Here is an 18,305-nt window from a genome sequence, read left to right as displayed (position 1 = left end):
TAGAATATTTTGAAATTTCTTCCTACAAAAAACAGAGAAGCATCGATTGCTTCTCTGTTTAAGATAATGATATTTACTTGGGTTGCATGCGTATAGCTCCGTCCAACCGTATAACTTCTCCATTCAGCATAGGATTCTCGATGATCGATTGGGCTAAAAGCGCATATTCACTAGGTTTTCCAAGGCGTGATGGAAATGGTGTCATGGCTCCTAACGCATCTCGAACCTCAGTTGGCAACGAAGAAAACATTGGTGTATCAAATAGGCCAGGAGCAATTGTCATAACTCTAATTCCGTAAGAGGCAAGTTCACGTGCAATCGGCAACGTTAAACCGACGACACCGCCCTTAGAAGCACTATAGGCAGCTTGCCCAATTTGTCCTTCAAAAGCAGCAACAGAAGCCGTGTTAATAATAACTCCTCGCTCACCATTTTCATTTGGCTCATTTGCTGTCATTTTTTCAGCAGCAAGTCTTATCACATTAAAGGTTCCAACTAAGTTGACTTGAAGGACTTTTGAAAATATACCAAGATCATGGACACCTTTTTTACTTAAAACCTTTTTAGCTACCCCAATTCCTGCACAGTTTACAGCAGCATTTATCTCCCCGAACTTTTCAATTGCCTTCTCTAACGCAAGTTGAACACTCGTTTCATCGGCCACATCGGTTAGAACAAACAAGGATTGCTCCCCAAGTTCTTTTGATAGAGCTTCTCCTCTTTCAACATCTAGGTCCAAAATGACGGATTTCCCTCCACCCTTCACGATGTTTCTAACTACAGCCTCTCCTAATCCAGAAGCACCACCAGTAACTACTGCAATCGTATCTTGTATCTTCATATAGTCTCCTCCTACCATTTGCTAATTCCACATCTTTAGATATGCAATTTCCATGCCAGCTTACCATGCATAGAACTAGGAGGTTATCACACTTTCAAACAGGTAATTACACTAAACTGTCCAGAAACACACAAAGAATTGTACAGAAAATGGACAGTATGTATAAAAAGGGGTAAAAAAAAGGAAAAAAAGGGGTCTGACCTCCACCGCTTTAAAGCTTTAACGCAGTGGGGGTCAGACCCCTTATTTTACTTATTTTAGTTCTTCCCTAACAATTCTCTTGTTTTCTCCAGGATCTCTTGGTCTTTTAAGCGGAATTTGAATTCGACTCGGCGGGAATCTTTGTGACTATAGTTCCCTGCTGCATCGGTACGTCCATCAGTATAGGACCTTCCGTTGACTGTTAATTTTTCCTGCAAGTGGGCCTGAATGTTCTTATATGGAAAAGAATCGCTAAGGATATATTGTGCAACACTAAATGCCCGTTGTTGCGAAAGTTCTAGGTTATACAGATATCCGCCTATTTGATCGGCATGACCTTCGATAATGATTTCTGAAATATAGTCTTCGTAGCCTCTTTCAAGTAACACATCTAAATAGGCAGGAACAAATTCATCCAAAAACACAAACGCCTCTGGTTTTAAGATCGAGTCATCAAACTCAAATAAAATATCGGTGTTAAAGATCAATGCCCCCGTTTTTTCATCAATTTCAATACCTAACGTTGAGTCACTAAATTCTGCATTAAGTTCATTAATTAAATCAACGCGAACTCCCATGATTTGATCAATGGTTCGCTTCATTTCTTCAATTTGAAACGATTTGATCACCATCATCACGATAAAGATGAGAATAAAAAATAGTAAAATCGCTGTTAGTAAATCGGTAAATGACGGCCAAAAATGACTTTCCTCCTGCTCGCCTTTGAATAGCTTTTTATACTTATTAATCATTGCTACCAACCCTTATTCGATGAGTTTGTCTAACTGACTCTTGTGAGAAGGATTGAAGCAATCGATTTAGATTTTGAAACTCTTGATTAAGGTCATTTATCGTTTGCTGAGTAGCGCGAGCACTTCTTAATTGGTTTTCTTCTGCAATTTGACCGATTTGCTTAAATTCTTTTTTAATTGCATCATTCATATCGACTACATATTCACCAAGATTTCTACCAACCTTATCAAGCTTTTCCCCGAGTGTCCCCTCTAAATTTGCTACATATCTAGATAGAGTATCTTTGAGAACACCCACACTAGATTCAATCTGACTTTCTCTATGATTCATCGAGTCTGTAACTTGCATAACCGTACGATTGATTTCACTTAACAATTGATTATTTTTTATTCCCATTTGCTCATAGGAACGTGAAGCATCACTCAGATGTTTTTCAAAAGTTTGGGTGTCTCTTGTATGCGATTTTAAATGATTATTAAAATCCTGATTGAATTGTTTTAAATCATCTAAACGGTCTTTTAATAGATTTTTATACTCTACTTGTGCAATGTTAATCATATCAAGTGCCTCAGGTAAACGGACGATCGAATGACCTAATTTATCAAAGTCACCTTTTAAATCTCGTAACGAAGCATGAATTCCTGATAGCTTCGTGCTAACATCGTTTCCAAAAATACTCTTAAACTGGTGATTGTTTTCCTTCATTATTTTTACAAGATTATCACTCTGCACGGTCATCCGTTCGAACGAACTATGGATCGCTTCCTGTCTATCGGCAATCGTGGAGATATATTCCTTCCAATCTACGACAGCTTCTTGGAATTGATTCATTGTATCTGTCTGAGAAGTTGATAGTTCTTTTATTTTTTTATAGGTTTCAGTAAATGTATTGGCAAGTAGATCATTTCGCTTATCCATACTGTGAAAATACGTGAATAATTGATCAAAACTTTTATTTAACTTTGATACACCGCTATCGAAGCCTGCAGTTACCTCTCTTATTCCATCAAAAAGTACTGTAAAGTCTTTCAGATTTTTCGAGAGCCCTTCATTAAATAAGGCTAGATCTCTAGCAGATTGCTGCAAGCCGACGGTATACTCCTGAAATCCACTAAACGAATCCCGTAGCTGAGTAATCGATGTATTGATCGATTCAGAAACATTAATGAGACGAGCCATGTCGTTAGGTTCGTTTTCTTCAAGGTAAGACTCAACTTTCAACATAATATCAGTTAACAAATATTCGGTATTCGCCACTCTAGTAATCACAGTCATAATTAACGAAAATCCCATACCAGCAATACTCGTATAAAATGCCGTAGAAAGTCCAGCAAGTACGGGCACGATATTTTCCACAAGTTGATCTCCCGTGCCATCAATACTTTCTAATGACATCGCAAGTCCAATGAAAGTTCCCAAAACCCCCACTAAGATAAAAACAGATACCGTCATCTGAATCATTTTTATTAGGCTAATCACCGGAATGTTAAACATCTTCCAACTCGAGAACTTCTTTTGAACAAAAGTTTCTACTTTTAGCGATTCCTGACTATTCTTATGTTCAAATTCCGCTTGAAACCTATTTAATGGACTAATTTCCAGTGAATTTGAGGTGTTTAAAAAACTTCTGATTCGATTTAATCGACTATACAAAACAAAATGAACGATTACCGCTACAGCAAAGGTCACAAACAAAACAAAGAAAATAAACTCAATCAACGAATTAGATAAAATCGCTTGTGCCTGCTGTTCACTTGTAAATATTTTTAAAATAGCTTCAACCACTACACATTCCCCCTATTAACAGAGTCCGAAAAACGATACGAGAATAATAAGCTCGTAGCTTGTTTCCTCAAACTTCTTTCTAATAGTTATTCAGAACTTGGACAAATCATGCATAGGAAAAAGGGAAAGAAAGGGGAAAGAAAAGAAAGAAAGGGGGTCTGACCCAATGTCATCAACTTAGTGTTACAGAAATTTACAAATAGAAGCTGCTCTAGATGTAGTAAGATAATTAGTTAAGAATTTGGTATAAAACTACTAAAAAAGACAATAGGATGCCCGGGCGATGATATTTAAATTTTTTTCATCTCCCTGGCTTTTATTTTTTGTTATTTTTTAGTTAGATGCAAGTCTTTCTGTTCATACAATTTTTGTTCGCTTTTAAGCTTTTTCGACGTATAAATTTCCTTCCAGGCCTTTTCGGAACCTTATTTCGGATAACTTCTTTTAAAATTTTTTGATACATTATTAGCCGAAGCTCCTCAAGTGTTTCTAGAAGTATTACGAGTAATTTGTCCTTGAGTTTCCCAATAAGTATGTTGATATTTACAGTATATTGATGCTTGAGCTTCTTCATCGAATGTTCTATTTCTATTAGCTCGTCTGCCTCTTGTTTAACCAATGAGACCATATTTGCTAGGAACATTGAAGCATAAAAATCTTGTTCAATAGTCTCCTTGGAATCGCCTGTGAATTTCTGTATTTCTAACTTGTTCTTTAACTCATCGTATTTTACTTCAATTCCCCAACGTTTAAAGTATAGTGACTTAAAGTGCTTCACATCTAACGATGTGTCCATCAAATTGGTTACTAATATTTCCTCGATCCCAGAATCTAACTCAAACTTTATGACTCTTAAAGTAATCTCGCTTCCTTGTTTTTCAAACCTAATGGTTTGATCAGCTAATGTTGAATCTATCTTATTTTTGTAGTAATTATTAGGAATTCTAATGACAAATTTGGTATGAACACTCATCAAATAAAAGAAAAAGTCAATGGAAGGATATCCACGGTCGAAGAGAAGTAAATCATTCTTAGATCCACTTTTTCTTAACATTTCTATCAGTTGTGTGGCTACTTCTCGTTCTGGTGCTGTACATTTTGTAATTAATGCTTTAACTATTATGTTATTTTCGATATCATATATACAGGATGTCATTCCTCGTGCAAGCTCGACCGACGTGCCTTTCGCTGAGTTATAGACATCCCTTAATTTTTTAGAGTTATTTATCTCCAAAATAGCAGCGTCTATTGCACATAATCGATATCCCATATAGGTTTTATAGCTACCCTGTTCGTAAAACCAATCCGCTATCATATTGAATAAATACATAAATGCTTCAGGTTTAATCTTCTTCCTTGCCGCAGTAAAACCTTGCTTGCTTATTGCCACCTTCTCCTTATCAATCACTTCGAAGAAGTTATCCAACTCATATTGAAGGCTTTTCCTAACGAAATTTAACATAAACAGAATCGTAGTCTTAAAACTTAACTTATTTTTCCCCACACGAGTAAAATAACCCGGTTTAGCCCTTGCTTCACACATGAAAATAAAATCATCCAACACTTCCTGAGTTAATTTAACTGCTTCTAAAAACCTACTTTTTCGCAAAAAAATCACCACTTAATCGAAAGATATACCTAGTAATTGGTATTCAAATCGATTATTGTGGTGATTTTAAAAAGTCAAGAGAACATAAGATTTTATTTATTTTACCTTTACATTTTTTGTAAACTTAAGTTAATGACATTGGGGTCTGACCCCAATGTCATCAAGTTAGTGTTACAGAAATTTACAAATAGTATTTCTCTAGAAACAGAACGGTATATTTGTTTCTATTTCGGTAATTAAATTACTAAAAAAGACAATAGGATGCCCGGGCGATGATAATTAATTTTTTTCATCTCCCTGGGGGGACCTTGTTTCGAATAATTTCTCCCAATATCTTTCGATACATTACTAACCGTAATTCCTCAAACTTTTCTAGAAGTATTTCTAGTAATTTGTCCTTGATTTTCCCAATTAGAATGTTGATATTTACAGTATATTGATGCTTGAGCTTCTTAGTCGAATGTTCTATTGCTATTAACTCATCTGCCTCTTGTTTAACCAATGAGACCATATTTGCTAGAAACATTGAAGCATAAAAATCTTGTTCAATAGTATCCTGGGAATCTCCTGTGAATTTCTGTATTTCTAGCTTGTTCTTTAACTCATCGTATTTAACTTCAATCCCCCAACGTTTAAAATATAGTGACTTAAATTGTTTTACATCTATCGATGTGTCCATTAAATTAGTTACTAAAATTTCTTCGATTCCTGAATCCAACTCAAACTTTATGACCCTTAAAGTAATCTCCCTTCCTTGTTTCTCAAACCTAATGGTTTGATCGGATAATGATGAGTCTATCTTATTTTTGTAATACTTATTAGGAATTCTAATGACGAATTTGGTGTTTACACTCATCAAATAAAAGAAAAAATCAATGGAAGGATATCCACGATCAAAGAGAAGTAAATCGTTTTTAAATCCACTATCTCTTAACATTTCTATCAATTGTATAGCCACTTCTCGTTCTGGTGCTGTACATTTTGTAATTAATGCTTTAACTATTATGTTATTTTCGATATCATATATACAGGATGTCATTCCTCGTGCAAGCTCGACCGACGTGCCTTTCGCTGAGTTATAGACATCCCTTAATTTTTTTGAGTTATTTATCTCTAAAATAGCAGCGTCTATTGCACATAATCGATATCCCATATAGGTTTTATGTCCTCCCTGTTCATAAAACCAATCTGCTATCATATTGAATAAATACATAAATGCCTCAGGCTTAATCTTCCTTCTTGCCGCTGAAAAACCTTGCTTGCTTATTGCAACCTTCTCCTTATCAATTACTTCGAAGAAGTTGTCCAACTCATATTGAAGGCTTTTCCTAACGAAATTTAACATAAACAGGATCGTAGTCTTGAAACTTAACTTGTTTTTCCCCTCACGAGTAAAATAACCCGGTTTAGCCCTTGCTTCACACATGAAAATAAAATCATCCAACACTTCCTGAGTTAATTTAACCGCTTCTAAAAACCTACTTTTTCGCAAAAAAATCACCACTTAATCGAAAGATATACCTAGTAATTGGTATTCAAATCGATTATTGTGGTGATTTTAAAAAGTCAAGAGAACATAATGTTTTATTTTTAATCCCTTACATTTTTTGTAAAGTTAAGTTAATGACATTGGGTCTGACCCCCGGCGCGTTAAAGCTTTAACGCACTGGGGGTCAGACCCCAAAGAAAGTTCACAATCTAAATATAATGGAACAACCCATTTGATAAAGAAAAGTGAACTTTCGAAGTAAAAACAATTTTAGTGTGGACTCCTATGAAAGTTCCACTCTTCTTGAATTTTCTTGGGCGGTTGTCCAACCTAAGCCTGGTACAAACATAAGTTAAAACTGAAACAGTACTATTATAATAGATATTTTTCAATCTACTTATTCACCAAGGGATACCAATCTATCGATGAGACTTCTAAGATTAATCAGATTAATTAAAGTAATAACCAATTTTAGAAGACGCTTTCTTTCTAGAGGATCGTGCTTTCTTAGATCTTTGCATAATTTACGTTGTTTTCGAAGCCGTTCTAATAAACATACTAATTTCTCTATTAAAGCCTCAATTTTTTCTTCTATTTGTTTACGGATACATCTAAGATTATCAAGATCTATGAAATTTGGAGAAGCTTTGTCTCTATCGAATCTCAATAAAGACTCAATGTTTAGGTTATTTTCTAACCCTGGAAGTAATCTGGAATCATCAATTAATGACTCGAGTAAGCATCGCACTTTTGTATCAGACTGTAACCCAAGTAGTCTTAATATTTCTTGAAGATTTCTATCTGGTTGTTTTTTCATATTCAATTCCCCTTCCTAGAAAGCTTTTATTGTTTTTACTAGTATATTCAAAGGGACTTACTTTGTTATGAAATTGATGATTTTGCTTATAGGATTATTAATAATAGAATACCTTGAGATTCGTAAGGGATTCTTAAGGGGTCTGACCCCCGGCGCGTTAAAGCATTAACGCACTGGGGGGCAGACCCCTTGGTTTTTCCTTGTTGTTCATCAAGCGCCTTAAATCTACCCACCTGATAGTGGTATTAGTAATTCGACAAGATCGCCATCATTCAGCATGAATGAATGATCCAAACAAATAGTTCGATTGACAACGACTAAAGCGTCTTCATCCCATTTTACTCCTAGAGAATCGGTGAATTGTTTAATTGATACTTGTTTTTCGATATGATACTCATTCTTAATATTCTCTAGGTAAGGAATAAAGGATTGCACCCTAATAATCATTGATCTTCTCCTTATAAATCGTCACGATCGACGCCAATTGTTTCTAATTCATCATGCGGTACGTCAAAGACAGTTTTACTAGCTGCGTTTTCTTCCTCATAAAAATAGTCTGGTAGTTTATCATTTGCCTTAGTAAAACCAGCTTTTTTATTAAAAGCGTGTTCTACCTTTAACGTTTCGTTAGCGATAGTAACAATATCTTCCCCACTAATCGGTTCTCCAATGTAGGAAGAAACTAAGTCACCTAAAATATCCCAACGATTTTGAACAGCACCTGAACTAAACATACACATACCGAGGTGATCCCAAATTGTATTAACAGTTTGCGCCTTTTTAGAAACCTCAACTTGCCCTTCTGGTGAGTGATGGTCAATTTGGACCCTTACCGTTTGTCCTGCTGTGTGGTCTGCCCCCATCGGTGAAGTCGCATAGGTAACACCTAATCCTTTAACACCTCTTGGGTCGTACGCAGGCATTGTTTGCCCTTTTACTGTTGGTACGTGAGGCTCGCCGTATATTTTTCCAATAATGTCAGCTCCACTTCCAATTATCCGTCCAAGAGGACTACCTGTTTTAATTTCTTTTAAAGCATTCATTGCCCCTTGAGCGTCACCAAAGGCAATCACGTTTTGGGCCATTAATACTCCTAAAGCACCACCTGTTTCAATCGTATCAATGCCTAACTCATTACAAAGGCGATTAAGTTCTGCGATATCGTCTAGACTACTAATATCGAGGTTTGAACCTAATAAACCTATATTCTCATATTCTATTGGACCAGTAACCTTTTTACCCGCTTTGTCTACAAACACATTGGAACAACGAATGATGCATCCAGGCATACAAGCATGAGTTGGAGTACCTTCTCCACCTCGTTCTAAGATGGTTTGTCGCAACGTTTCACCCGTAATATTTTTATAATTTTCCATAGATCCTACTGAAAAATTTCTAGTTGGCAGCGCCCCTAACGCATTTGTTGTTTCTACTAGAGATGAGGTTCCTAACTCTGGTAAAACTTTTGCAGTACCAGGCGTTTCCATTAACCAACTATGATATTGTTTTAGTGCGTATCGAAAAACTTCTTTGTTTTGAGGTCGATTTTTCTCTGTTCCACTGGCATCTAGAACAATTGCTTTCACTCCCTTTGAACCAGCAACAGCACCAAGTCCACCCCGACCATTATATCTAGTGGGGTCGCCATCTTTATCCTGGCCTGCAATCGCTGCTAAGTTCATTTTTTGTTCTCCGGCTACACCAATTAACCAAACGGCCACATGTTTTCCGAAGGTGTCACGAAGCCAGTTCGCAGCTTCACTTAAATCTTTACCAAGGATAGGAGTTGCATCTATGAATTTAACTCCGTTTTGTGAAAGGTGAATAATTTGAAAATCATTGCGGATTCCTTCAAAAATAAGGGATTTAATGCCTAATTTTCCCATCGTCAATCCCGTAATTCCCCCAGCATTTGCTTCTTTAATCCCGCCGGTTAACGGACTTTTCGCACCAACAGAGTATCGATCAGCGCTAGAAGCACCTGAACCGGTTAATAAACCTGTAGCAAACACTAGTTTGTTATGTGATCCTAGTGGGTGACATGTAGGCGGGACTTCATCATGAATGATTTTTGAAGTGAGTGCCCTTCCTCCGAGTCGCCTATATTCTTTTGCCTGTTCTTCTTTTACGGTTAAACTGTTCATATAAACTCTAATAATTTTCATCGTAAACACCTCGCTATACATCAATAGAGATAAGGATTATTTATACAAAAACAATGAGACTTATACATTATTCTATAATACTAAGAGACTAACAATCAAAAATGGTAATCCCTTACTTAAATTCCATTATATCATAGGGGTCTGACCCAGTGCGTTAAAGCTTTAACGCAGCGGGGGTCAGACCCCTATTGTTCTATTGTACGGCACTGCTTAACGTCCTTTTTCACAGAGTACTATCCACTCATCGATTTGGTGGGAAGAAATTTGATTATTCTCGATAATAACTGAGAAGTAATTTTTAATATCCTCGTTAGCGCTTAACATGTATTGTTGAACATTTTCGATTTGTTCCTTCGTAGTAGCTGTTCGTGCTACCCAACTAGGAAATTGAAAGGTCTTTTTTCGGTTCAAAGACTGCATTTCCTTTAAGCCGTAAAAGCTAAATAATTCCCTCCATTCCTCGATCGTTAAGCAGCGTACATGGCTCTCATCTCTTAGTTTTTCTACCATATTCATAAATTCATCTAAACGTTTGTCCTCTGGTGCAACATTATCGATTAGAACAAACTTTCCTCCAGGTTTTAAGACTCTTTCAACCTCTTGAATAAAGGCGTTCGGGTTCGGGAAATGATGTGGTGCAATTCGACATGTAACTAAATCGAATGTACCTTCTAAAAAAGGTAAAGCTTCTGCATCTGCAATGACATACCAAATATTTTTATGCTTATTTAAATGTCGTGCAGTGTTAGCTAGCATTTTTTCTGTTAAATCAGTTGAAAAAACAGTAGAAACATAAGGTGCTAGAGTTTTCGTTACATGACCACCACCGGTTGCGATATCCAAAACAACCCACTCAGATTGTGGGTGCAACCATTCCACTAGCAATGGTAGATCATCACCCTTTGCATGAATCTCACTTGAAACATACTTTTCTGCATTCTGTCCAAATACAGTTTTTACCTTTTGCTTCAATTTATCATCTTCCATTAATTATCACTCCTAAATTAAAGGTTATTGATAATCTATTCTATGATGGAAAAATGACTTTAAATTAGATTTTTAATATCATCACTACTGTAACTACCCTCTATTCCTGGCTTGGAAGATAAATAATTGATAATTTCCGTGTCATTAAGTTTTACCGACTTCTTTAAGCCTTCGATGATCATCTTTAAATAATGTTTTGATGGTGAATTTAATGGTACATCTAAATCCCAATCTCCTGTAAATGTAAAAATAGGCCAACCATCCTCTTCACCTATATGCAGGATAGTTCCGTACCATGAATCTTTGAAGGTATTTGAACCTTTTTTTACTACTTCAATCAAATCAATCTCAAATTCAGCGCCGTTATTTTCTTGTTTGACCACATCTAAAAATTGTTCCGCTGTAATTAAATATTTTCTACTGTAAGTCATAATTCTTAAATCCTTTTTTAATCCAATAAAACCAACTCCTTGATTTTGCCAGCGATCAGAATCTTTGGCAAAGTACAAAGGGTAGTTCATAATTAACGTTCCTTCTTTGAGTGGTAGCGATTTATCTCTACAGCCTTCTTCTACAATTTCTGACCCCTCAGGTCTACCTCCTAGTATGTAACATAAAAAACGATCGCGATTTAGATTTGATCCATAACTTGCATACCATACATATTGTTTCTCGCTCATTTCCATACAACCTTTCTATGACTTTTTACACTCAGCTATAAACTCTTTAAAAATATCCATCATGCTTGGTTCTTCTACTGCCATCTCTTCTGGATGCCACTGAAAACCCAAAACAACTGGTGAATGATTAATTCCTTCAACTGCTTCAATCACCCCGTCTGGTGCTGTTGCGACTATTTTTAAAGACGGAGCGAGAAGTTCGATACACTGATGATGCAAGCTGTTCACGCGAATGCTTGATCTATGTAAAATTTGATATAAACGACTACTAACCTCAATTTTAATGGAATGGGTAGCTTCCGGCCTTTCTGCTTGCTGAAAATGGTTAATTGCATTAGGGAGGATGGATGGAATATCTTGAATAACCGTTCCTCCTAAAGCAGCATTTAACATCGTAATCCCGCGGCAAATAGCGAGAATTGGTTTTCGTTGTTTTTGTGCTTGATGGATTAGTTCGATTTCGAGTTTGTCCCGTTTCCCATTTATCTTTTGTAATTGTGGTGATGGATCTCTGTGATAAGAATGTGGATCAATATCTTCCCCACTACTCAAAATTAAACCATCACACATAGATATCCAGTTCTTAGCCAACTCAATTGGACCAATTGGTAAAATCACGGGTAACCCACCACCTTGAATAACAGCACGAGCATACTTTTCATGTACATGAACACTAGGGATGTTTTTATGTCGTTCGATAGAACTTGATATGCCAATAATCGGCTTAGTAATAGGGTTCACTGTATGGTCTCCTTATCATCTTTCTAGATTTTCACAATATCTAGTTTTAACGAACACTTAGGTGGGGATACATAGCTTTTCTTTGATTAGACATATGGAGAATGTCCAACTCCCATAATTTTCACCTTTTCTCAAAAATAGGTACGCCTTGTACTTCGCCAATACCACCATTACCAAGAACTAAGACAAATGCTACAGGCCTATCTTTTAGCTTATGATACATATCAATCATTCCCTTTAAGGCTGGATTTGCTCTCGTCAAACTCATAACACCTGTAATGGTTATTCCATAGTAGTCTAGAAATTCAGCTATTTGAATGCAATTATTTATCATTTTAAGTATTAAGTTTCTCAAATGATTCACATTCAAATACACGAAAGTAAAATTCATTAACTACTTAAAGCTGTTTAGCAAAAAATCAATAAAGAGTAAGCACCTTTTTGTTATGTAAAATGAGTTTTCTATGGATATCGATTGACTCGTTTTTTTTCTAGATTTGATTAGAGAGTTGCACCCCTTCCTAATTCAGTTATTTTTTCAGCATATATGATGCTAGTCATAGTTCACCTCAAGATTGTTTTTATTATAAAATTTATAAAATATCCCAAAGAAGAAGCACAAATAGACTGTCAATGTTTATACATTAATTTACTACCAGTTGAGTAGAAAATTGTTTTTTGAGGTGGAGTGGTCTTAATCAACTATTAAAAATCGAAAAAAACTAGCTCAATAGCTAGTTTTTTACTGACACTGCCTTCTACAGTGTTATTAACCTAAAAGATTATGAAAGACTTTCTGAGTTCTCCAAAGACAAGATTTTTTCAAATTCCATCGCATTTACAGGTTTTAAAAATAAGTAACCTTGTCCAAAAGTGCAATTAAACTGGGTTAATTTGCTGGCTTGTTTTTCTTGTTCAATTCCTTCCGCAATTACTCTAAGGTTTAAGTTTAACCCTATATCAATGATTGCTTTCACTATAGAGTGATCTGCAGTATTCGAAACATCATCAATAAATATTTTATCAATCTTTATCGTATCAATCGGTAATTCTTTAAGAATATGCAAAGAAGAATAACCAGTACCAAAATCATCAATTCCAGTTTTGACGCCAAGGTCTCTTAATTCTTTTAATACTTTTATCGACTCTTTGACATTTTGCAAAATACTCTCGGTAATTTCCAGTTCTAAGTATGAAGGATCGAGACCAGTTTCCAATAAAACATTTTTCACAGTTTTTATAAAATTACTATGTTGGAATTGGCGAACGGAAACATTTACTGAAACAAAAACAGAAGGGTGACCCGCTTTTTGCCAAGCCAAGTTTTGAGTACAAGCCGTCTTTAATACCCACTCACCAATTGAAACAATTTGCCCTGTTTCTTCTGCAATTGGAATAAATTCTGTTGGAGAAATTGAACCGATTTCTGGATGCTGCCAACGTATCAACGCTTCTATCCCAATCATTTTACTTGTCTGTAAATCCACAATCGGCTGATAATGAAGCAATAATTGGTTTTTTTCGATCGCTTTTCGTAAATCATTTTCAATTTTCACTTTCCTTGAGAGTGTTTCATTTAGTTCTTTATTATAGAAACAATAATCATTACTACCATTCTCTTTTGCCAAATACATCGCTGTATCAGCCATTTTAAATAATTGTTCACTACTCTTACCGTTGTCAGGAAATAAGCTTATCCCAATACTTGGTGTGATTGTAATATCATGGTTGTCAATGATAAAAGACCTCGTGAATTGTTTAAGAATGGTTTCTGCAACAACCATACAATGTTTTTCAGTCTTACCTGGGAGGATAATAACAAACTCGTCCCCACCTATTCTATAAAACCAATTATTTCCCTCAATACTTAATTTCAAACGCTCCGAAACAGCTATTAGTAACATATCTCCTGTATAATGACCAAGGGTGTCATTCACATATTTAAAACGATCCAAGTCAAATAGTATTAAACCGACGCTATCATTAGATCGTTTAGCTCTCTCCATTAACTTAGACAAATCGTCATTGAACTTTGCGCGATTTTTTAATCCAGTTAAAGAGTCGTGATAAGCCAAATACTCAAATTCACTCATTAAATTTTTATTTTTCTTCATAATAAATAGTTGACGGATAATGATCATCAGGAAAGCTAGACTTAGGCCGATGATTAAAGCATTTAAGTTTCCTAGATAGCTATGAAGGACAAAAAATAATAATATAATTGCACTACCATAAGGGAAAAGCGACTCATGGTTTTCAATCTTATTTTGAAACTTCCATGTATCTTCAGTCGTGTTTTTCTGAGCATATAGAGCAGCGAATCCAATAAACATTATCGCTATTACCCAAAAAGAGTCAATATAACTTCCTGCTCTGTAACTATCTGTAACTAATAAATACAGAAAAGAAGAATCAGCCAAAATCTGAAAGAAGAATGCAACAACAAGAAAAAATACGAGTTTTCTTTCTTTAGTATACTTAGAAAGGTAATATAAATATGTAATTAGAAACAAGATACTCAGGTCAGTAACTGGATAGGATATCGTTAAAATCCTAGCAAGAAAGGAATTATCCCAAAGAAGCCAAATCGGCTTAATCAGGTAATGAATACTAATACCGATAGCCACTGTCATAAACACGACCAAATTAAATAGATAGGGACTATTGGAAACGGAGGTACTAATTGTTTTTGTTTTATACGTTAAGCCAAGTAAAAAGAAAATATAACCTAGGACCCATAACAAGTAAGAGGTATTAGAGAAAAACGTAATTCCGTTTATCATTAGTGAATAAAACCAAAGTAAGTTTGCACTAACATTAAAAAGGATTCCCAAGCCAAGAAGTAACCAAAAAGTCCTTTTTTCACCAGTTGACTTTTGAAACGCTCTTGCAATCCAAAAAAAACTGATTATACTCCCAATCACCGGAAACACAACAGCTCCAATTGTTCTCAGCCATTCATCTTCTTTAAAGAGAAAGCTCCAACCGAAAAATACTAGGACATTAATAATAGGAATAAGTACCGCGATTCGTCCTGTTGTAATCATCGTAATCCCCCACAGTTTTCCAAAATCAAAACAAAAAGCTATCTCTTAGAGAAATAACTTTAGCCCGGTTATCCCTTGGTAACCCAGCCACCTTAGGTATTTCAACCTTTAGGTCTGAAGCTTTGCGTCCTCCCTTTTCAGTGAGTTTGCTCTTTATATGAAACTATATCTAAACATTACAAATTTCTTAGTTTAATAGCAGTTGGTAGCATGAACTAATCTAGTTTTAAATCGTTTTACTATGTTTAGTTTACCATATAATGAAACAATTACATTGTATTTTTGGTGAATTGCGTCGAAAAAAGTAACGTAGGGTACCCAATAAAAGGGGTCTGACCCCCACTGCGTTAATGCTTTAGTGCAGCGGGGGTCAGACCCCTTTATTAATAACCATCAATTAGGCATTCTATCGTCTGTTGAACGGTACTCAAGATTTGATCCCATTTTTCTTTTAACGGTTCGCTAAGGCCGATATGAAATTCAATCCGATAAGGTTCTATGCCGATAAGGAACCCTTTTAGAGTTTCTCTTTGATGATATAAAACTTGAAATAAATGAAGATTATGAGGAGATATATCAAGTGGTTTGCTCTCGTGCAAGTTGGCAAGAGAAAAAACCTTCAAGTCTCCAGGTTCTCCGCCTGAACAAACAGCATCAACAATAATAATAAAAGTTGCTCCTTCTATTTGTTTCAAACAGTAGTCAATATCTGCTTCGCCAACTACATATGAAATACTTGTATTTACGTTTACTTTGCTTAGCTCATCTACAAGATAAATTCCAATCCCGTCATCCATCATTAATTGATTGCCAATTCCTAGCACAATAATCCTTTCCATTAAAACACCTTTATTGTTTTCACTTGTTTTCCTGGACTATAGACATGTGTAGCACATGACATACATGGATCAAAAGATCGCAGAATTCTACCGATTTCTGCAGGATTGTCAGGGTCTTCGATCGGTGTGCCTATTAAAGCCTCTTCAGCGACTCCTCTAAATCCATTATTATCTCTAGTCGAAAAATCCCACGTGGACGGAGTGATAATCTGATAGAATGATAGTTTTTTCTCATTAATTTTTAGCCAGTGTCCAAGTGCTCCTCTAGTTGTATCAACTAAGCCTCTACCACTAGCTGTACCGGGAATTTCATATTTTTTTTGTAAGTTTATATCTGGAATGATTTGCTGCAATAGTACCTTCATGATTTCGGCAATCTTCTTTGCTTCTAATGCTCTAGCTATGGTCCGATCCATAGCAGAAATTCCATGATTATAGCTTCCACTTAATATTAATCTAGCTAAAGGACCAACCTCAAAAGGTAGGTTATTATACCTTGGTGCCTTCACCCATGAATACGCCTTTTTTTATTCATATCAGGCTCTGGTACTGTTGTTTCAGGATGATATACATTTTCGTTTGATGAGTAATAAGAGTAATCAATTTTTTCTTGTATTTTCGTTTCGTCAAACGTCTCAACAGCCAAAGGCGTTGAGACAAGTGGGTCAACATATAGCGTACCTAGCTCTTTATAATTGTTAAATGATCCATAAGTAAGTAAATTTCCATATCCACCACCCAATCTGAAATAGTCTTGATAATAATTGGCAATGTCATATACATCTGGAATCATTTTTTCATCAATAAACGAAGTAATTTTTTGCAAGGTAGAGTCGAGATGGACCACTTTTTCAGCTGTTGCTTGGGTGGTAATTCCACCGATAAACACACCATGATTATGAGGTGCTTTCCCTCCTAAAACTGCAAGCATTTGATGTGCTGATCGACTTATTTCAAGTGACTCAAAAAAATGACGAGATATTCTTTCGTTTATTGCCTTGGGTAATCGGAAATCATCGTGATCAGAATCAAAAAGCGGGTTTTGTTCAATTTTTACAAAATCAGGAACCGTATACTGATAAAAATGACGGATATGATTTTGTAAAAACTCACAGCAATGAATAATGTCTCGAAGATATCTCCCTTGTTCAATAGGTTCAATCTTGAGAGCATCCTCTAAAGCAAGTGATGATGCCATCGAGTGTGCTGCTGAACAAATTCCACAAATTCGTTGTGTGAAATAAACCGCATCGAACGGACTCCTACCAACTAACATTTTTTCGAATCCACGAAACAGGTTTCCTTTTGTTTTCGCATCAACAACTTTATTTTGATCGACGATGACATCGATTTCCATGAAGCCGCTAATTCGAGTTAACGGATTTATGACAATTCTTCGTTTACTCATCCTCAACCACCCTCGTCGTATCGTAGCTAATAAATGGCGCCATTGCATCAGGAAAACCAAATTGAGAACAGCCAATACATGGGGTATCATCTCCGATTGGCCAATTCACATGACCATTCCACTGTCTTGTTGGACAATCCACTCTAGTCACTGGGCCTCGACAACCTAACTTAAATAAACAGGTTTTATCCCCTAATTTTTCAGCAAAATGCCCCGATCGAAAAATGGCCTTCGTGGACAACGGTCATGAATCAGTGTACTATAAAACATTAATGGCCGACCTAAATTGTCTGTTTCTGGTTCACCATAAAGTAAAAGGTGTGCTAGAGTTCCTAAAAACCAGTCTGGATGGACAGGACATCCTGGGAGTTTGATCATCTTTTTATCAGGTAGCACTTGTTGCAGTCCAACTGATTCCGATGGGTTCGGTTTCGCCGCTGATACTCCTCCGTGTGATGCACAGGCCCCTACTGCTAAAATATGTGATGCTTTTTCCCCTAACATCTTTGCTGCTTGAAGTCCAGTAAGCGGTATCCCATTCAAACGACCAATGACATTGTATAAACCATTGTTTTTTAGTGCAACTGCGCCTTCAACGGCTAAGATATAATCTTCGTCCAAAGCTGCCATCAGTTTCTCAATCGCCTTTTCTCCCTCAGAAGCCATTAAACTGTTACTATAGCGAAGATTGACCATCGATTGTAACGTATACTCAAAATCAGGGTTTTGCCCATTTAATAAAGAGATAATATTACCGGAACAACCATTTAGTTCTAAGTACACAAGATTCCTTTTTTCAATAATGCCATTATCGATGTTCTTCTTTGTTTGATTCGTTAATCTCGCAGTTATCGCTTCGTTGGTCATAGCCTCTGGGGGTAAAATAGGTTCCATTAAGTTACCCTCCCTACGATTGGCAGTGTGGCCAAAATAGATTGCTGCC

Annotated in this window: 18 protein-coding genes and 1 riboswitch; all 18 genes read right to left on the bottom strand. The window is 36.1% G+C overall.

The window, feature by feature from the left end:
• Window positions 1–73: 73 nt before the first annotated feature.
• Complete coding sequence (locus H1D32_RS17020) at window positions 74–841, bottom strand: 3-hydroxyacyl-CoA dehydrogenase (RefSeq protein WP_261179474.1); 768 nt, start codon at window positions 839–841, stop codon at window positions 74–76.
• Window positions 842–1,098: 257 nt separating this feature from the next.
• Complete coding sequence (locus H1D32_RS17015; RefSeq protein WP_261179473.1) at window positions 1,099–1,794, bottom strand: OmpA family protein; 696 nt, start codon at window positions 1,792–1,794, stop codon at window positions 1,099–1,101.
• Window positions 1,787–3,580, bottom strand: a complete 1,794-nt coding sequence (locus H1D32_RS17010) for a MotA/TolQ/ExbB proton channel family protein (RefSeq protein WP_261179472.1) — start codon at window positions 3,578–3,580, stop codon at window positions 1,787–1,789. The genes H1D32_RS17015 and H1D32_RS17010 overlap by 8 nt, the downstream gene beginning before the upstream one ends.
• Before the next feature lie 337 nt (window positions 3,581–3,917).
• A complete protein-coding gene (locus H1D32_RS17005; RefSeq protein ID WP_261179494.1) occupies window positions 3,918–5,198 on the bottom strand; it encodes an IS4 family transposase in 1,281 nt (426 codons plus the stop codon).
• Between the two features lie 280 nt (window positions 5,199–5,478).
• Entirely contained in the window at window positions 5,479–6,681 is a 1,203-nt protein-coding gene (locus H1D32_RS17000; protein ID WP_261179471.1) for an IS4 family transposase, read from the bottom strand.
• Between the two features lie 394 nt (window positions 6,682–7,075).
• Window positions 7,076–7,495 (bottom strand): hypothetical protein, encoded by a 420-nt coding sequence (locus H1D32_RS16995; RefSeq protein WP_261179470.1) that lies wholly within the window; start codon window positions 7,493–7,495, stop codon window positions 7,076–7,078.
• Window positions 7,496–7,720: 225 nt separating this feature from the next.
• Window positions 7,721–7,942: a hypothetical protein gene (locus H1D32_RS16990; protein ID WP_261179469.1), complete on the bottom strand. Its 222-nt coding sequence runs from the start codon at window positions 7,940–7,942 to the stop codon at window positions 7,721–7,723.
• 11 nt (window positions 7,943–7,953) lie between these two features.
• A complete protein-coding gene (locus H1D32_RS16985; RefSeq protein WP_261179468.1) occupies window positions 7,954–9,660 on the bottom strand; it encodes an aldehyde ferredoxin oxidoreductase C-terminal domain-containing protein in 1,707 nt (568 codons plus the stop codon).
• Window positions 9,661–9,870: 210 nt separating this feature from the next.
• Window positions 9,871–10,647 (bottom strand): class I SAM-dependent methyltransferase, encoded by a 777-nt coding sequence (locus tag H1D32_RS16980; protein WP_261179467.1) that lies wholly within the window; start codon window positions 10,645–10,647, stop codon window positions 9,871–9,873.
• A gap of 59 nt (window positions 10,648–10,706) precedes the next feature.
• Entirely contained in the window at window positions 10,707–11,327 is a 621-nt protein-coding gene (locus H1D32_RS16975; RefSeq protein ID WP_261179466.1) for a hypothetical protein, read from the bottom strand.
• 15 nt (window positions 11,328–11,342) lie between these two features.
• On the bottom strand, window positions 11,343–12,068 hold the full coding sequence (locus tag H1D32_RS16970) for a gamma-glutamyl-gamma-aminobutyrate hydrolase family protein (protein ID WP_261179465.1): 726 nt from the start codon (window positions 12,066–12,068) through the stop codon (window positions 11,343–11,345).
• A 121-nt stretch (window positions 12,069–12,189) separates the two neighbouring features.
• Complete coding sequence (locus H1D32_RS16965; RefSeq protein ID WP_261179464.1) at window positions 12,190–12,423, bottom strand: hypothetical protein; 234 nt, start codon at window positions 12,421–12,423, stop codon at window positions 12,190–12,192.
• A gap of 427 nt (window positions 12,424–12,850) precedes the next feature.
• Window positions 12,851–15,115: a putative bifunctional diguanylate cyclase/phosphodiesterase gene (locus H1D32_RS16960; protein WP_261179463.1), complete on the bottom strand. Its 2,265-nt coding sequence runs from the start codon at window positions 15,113–15,115 to the stop codon at window positions 12,851–12,853.
• Window positions 15,116–15,189: 74 nt separating this feature from the next.
• Window positions 15,190–15,276, bottom strand: a riboswitch (cyclic di-GMP riboswitch).
• A 222-nt stretch (window positions 15,277–15,498) separates the two neighbouring features.
• Window positions 15,499–15,954 (bottom strand): hydrogenase maturation protease, encoded by a 456-nt coding sequence (locus H1D32_RS16955; protein WP_261179462.1) that lies wholly within the window; start codon window positions 15,952–15,954, stop codon window positions 15,499–15,501.
• Window positions 15,954–16,463 carry a nickel-dependent hydrogenase large subunit gene (locus H1D32_RS16950; protein ID WP_261179461.1) on the bottom strand — a complete coding sequence of 170 codons (510 nt, stop codon included), beginning with the start codon at window positions 16,461–16,463 and terminating at the stop codon, window positions 15,954–15,956. The genes H1D32_RS16955 and H1D32_RS16950 overlap by 1 nt, the downstream gene beginning before the upstream one ends.
• Window positions 16,460–17,362 (bottom strand): nickel-dependent hydrogenase large subunit, encoded by a 903-nt coding sequence (locus H1D32_RS16945; RefSeq protein ID WP_261179460.1) that lies wholly within the window; start codon window positions 17,360–17,362, stop codon window positions 16,460–16,462. Before H1D32_RS16945 ends, H1D32_RS16950 begins: the two co-directional genes overlap by 4 nt.
• On the bottom strand, window positions 17,355–17,603 hold the full coding sequence (locus tag H1D32_RS16940; RefSeq protein WP_261179459.1) for a hypothetical protein: 249 nt from the start codon (window positions 17,601–17,603) through the stop codon (window positions 17,355–17,357). The genes H1D32_RS16945 and H1D32_RS16940 overlap by 8 nt, the downstream gene beginning before the upstream one ends.
• Entirely contained in the window at window positions 17,555–18,256 is a 702-nt protein-coding gene (locus tag H1D32_RS16935; RefSeq protein WP_261179458.1) for a hydrogenase small subunit, read from the bottom strand. Before H1D32_RS16935 ends, H1D32_RS16940 begins: the two co-directional genes overlap by 49 nt.
• Window positions 18,257–18,305: the final 49 nt, after the last annotated feature.

The organism is Anaerobacillus sp. CMMVII, assembly GCF_025377685.1.
In the GTDB taxonomy this organism is placed as follows: domain Bacteria; phylum Bacillota; class Bacilli; order Bacillales; family Anaerobacillaceae; genus Anaerobacillus.
Note: the sequence above shows the minus strand (reverse complement) of the source record. Positions and strands in the feature narration are given on the sequence as shown.

Excerpts from the sequence above, each read along its gene's own strand:
- H1D32_RS16990 (WP_261179469.1), bottom strand. The coding sequence starts at position 7,942 with ATGATTATTAGGGTGCAATCCTTTATTCCTTACCTAGAGAATATTAAG.
- H1D32_RS17020 (WP_261179474.1), bottom strand. The coding sequence starts at position 841 with ATGAAGATACAAGATACGATTGCAGTAGTTACTGGTGGTGCTTCTGGA.
- H1D32_RS16995 (WP_261179470.1), bottom strand. The coding sequence starts at position 7,495 with ATGAAAAAACAACCAGATAGAAATCTTCAAGAAATATTAAGACTACTT.
- H1D32_RS16975 (WP_261179466.1), bottom strand. The coding sequence starts at position 11,327 with ATGAGCGAGAAACAATATGTATGGTATGCAAGTTATGGATCAAATCTA.
- H1D32_RS16955 (WP_261179462.1), bottom strand. The coding sequence starts at position 15,954 with ATGGAAAGGATTATTGTGCTAGGAATTGGCAATCAATTAATGATGGAT.
- H1D32_RS16945 (WP_261179460.1), bottom strand. The coding sequence starts at position 17,362 with ATGAGTAAACGAAGAATTGTCATAAATCCGTTAACTCGAATTAGCGGC.
- H1D32_RS17015 (WP_261179473.1), bottom strand. The coding sequence starts at position 1,794 with ATGATTAATAAGTATAAAAAGCTATTCAAAGGCGAGCAGGAGGAAAGT.
- H1D32_RS16935 (WP_261179458.1), bottom strand. The coding sequence starts at position 18,256 with ATGGAACCTATTTTACCCCCAGAGGCTATGACCAACGAAGCGATAACT.
- H1D32_RS16980 (WP_261179467.1), bottom strand. The coding sequence starts at position 10,647 with ATGGAAGATGATAAATTGAAGCAAAAGGTAAAAACTGTATTTGGACAG.
- H1D32_RS16960 (WP_261179463.1), bottom strand. The coding sequence starts at position 15,115 with ATGATTACAACAGGACGAATCGCGGTACTTATTCCTATTATTAATGTC.
- H1D32_RS16985 (WP_261179468.1), bottom strand. The coding sequence starts at position 9,660 with ATGAAAATTATTAGAGTTTATATGAACAGTTTAACCGTAAAAGAAGAA.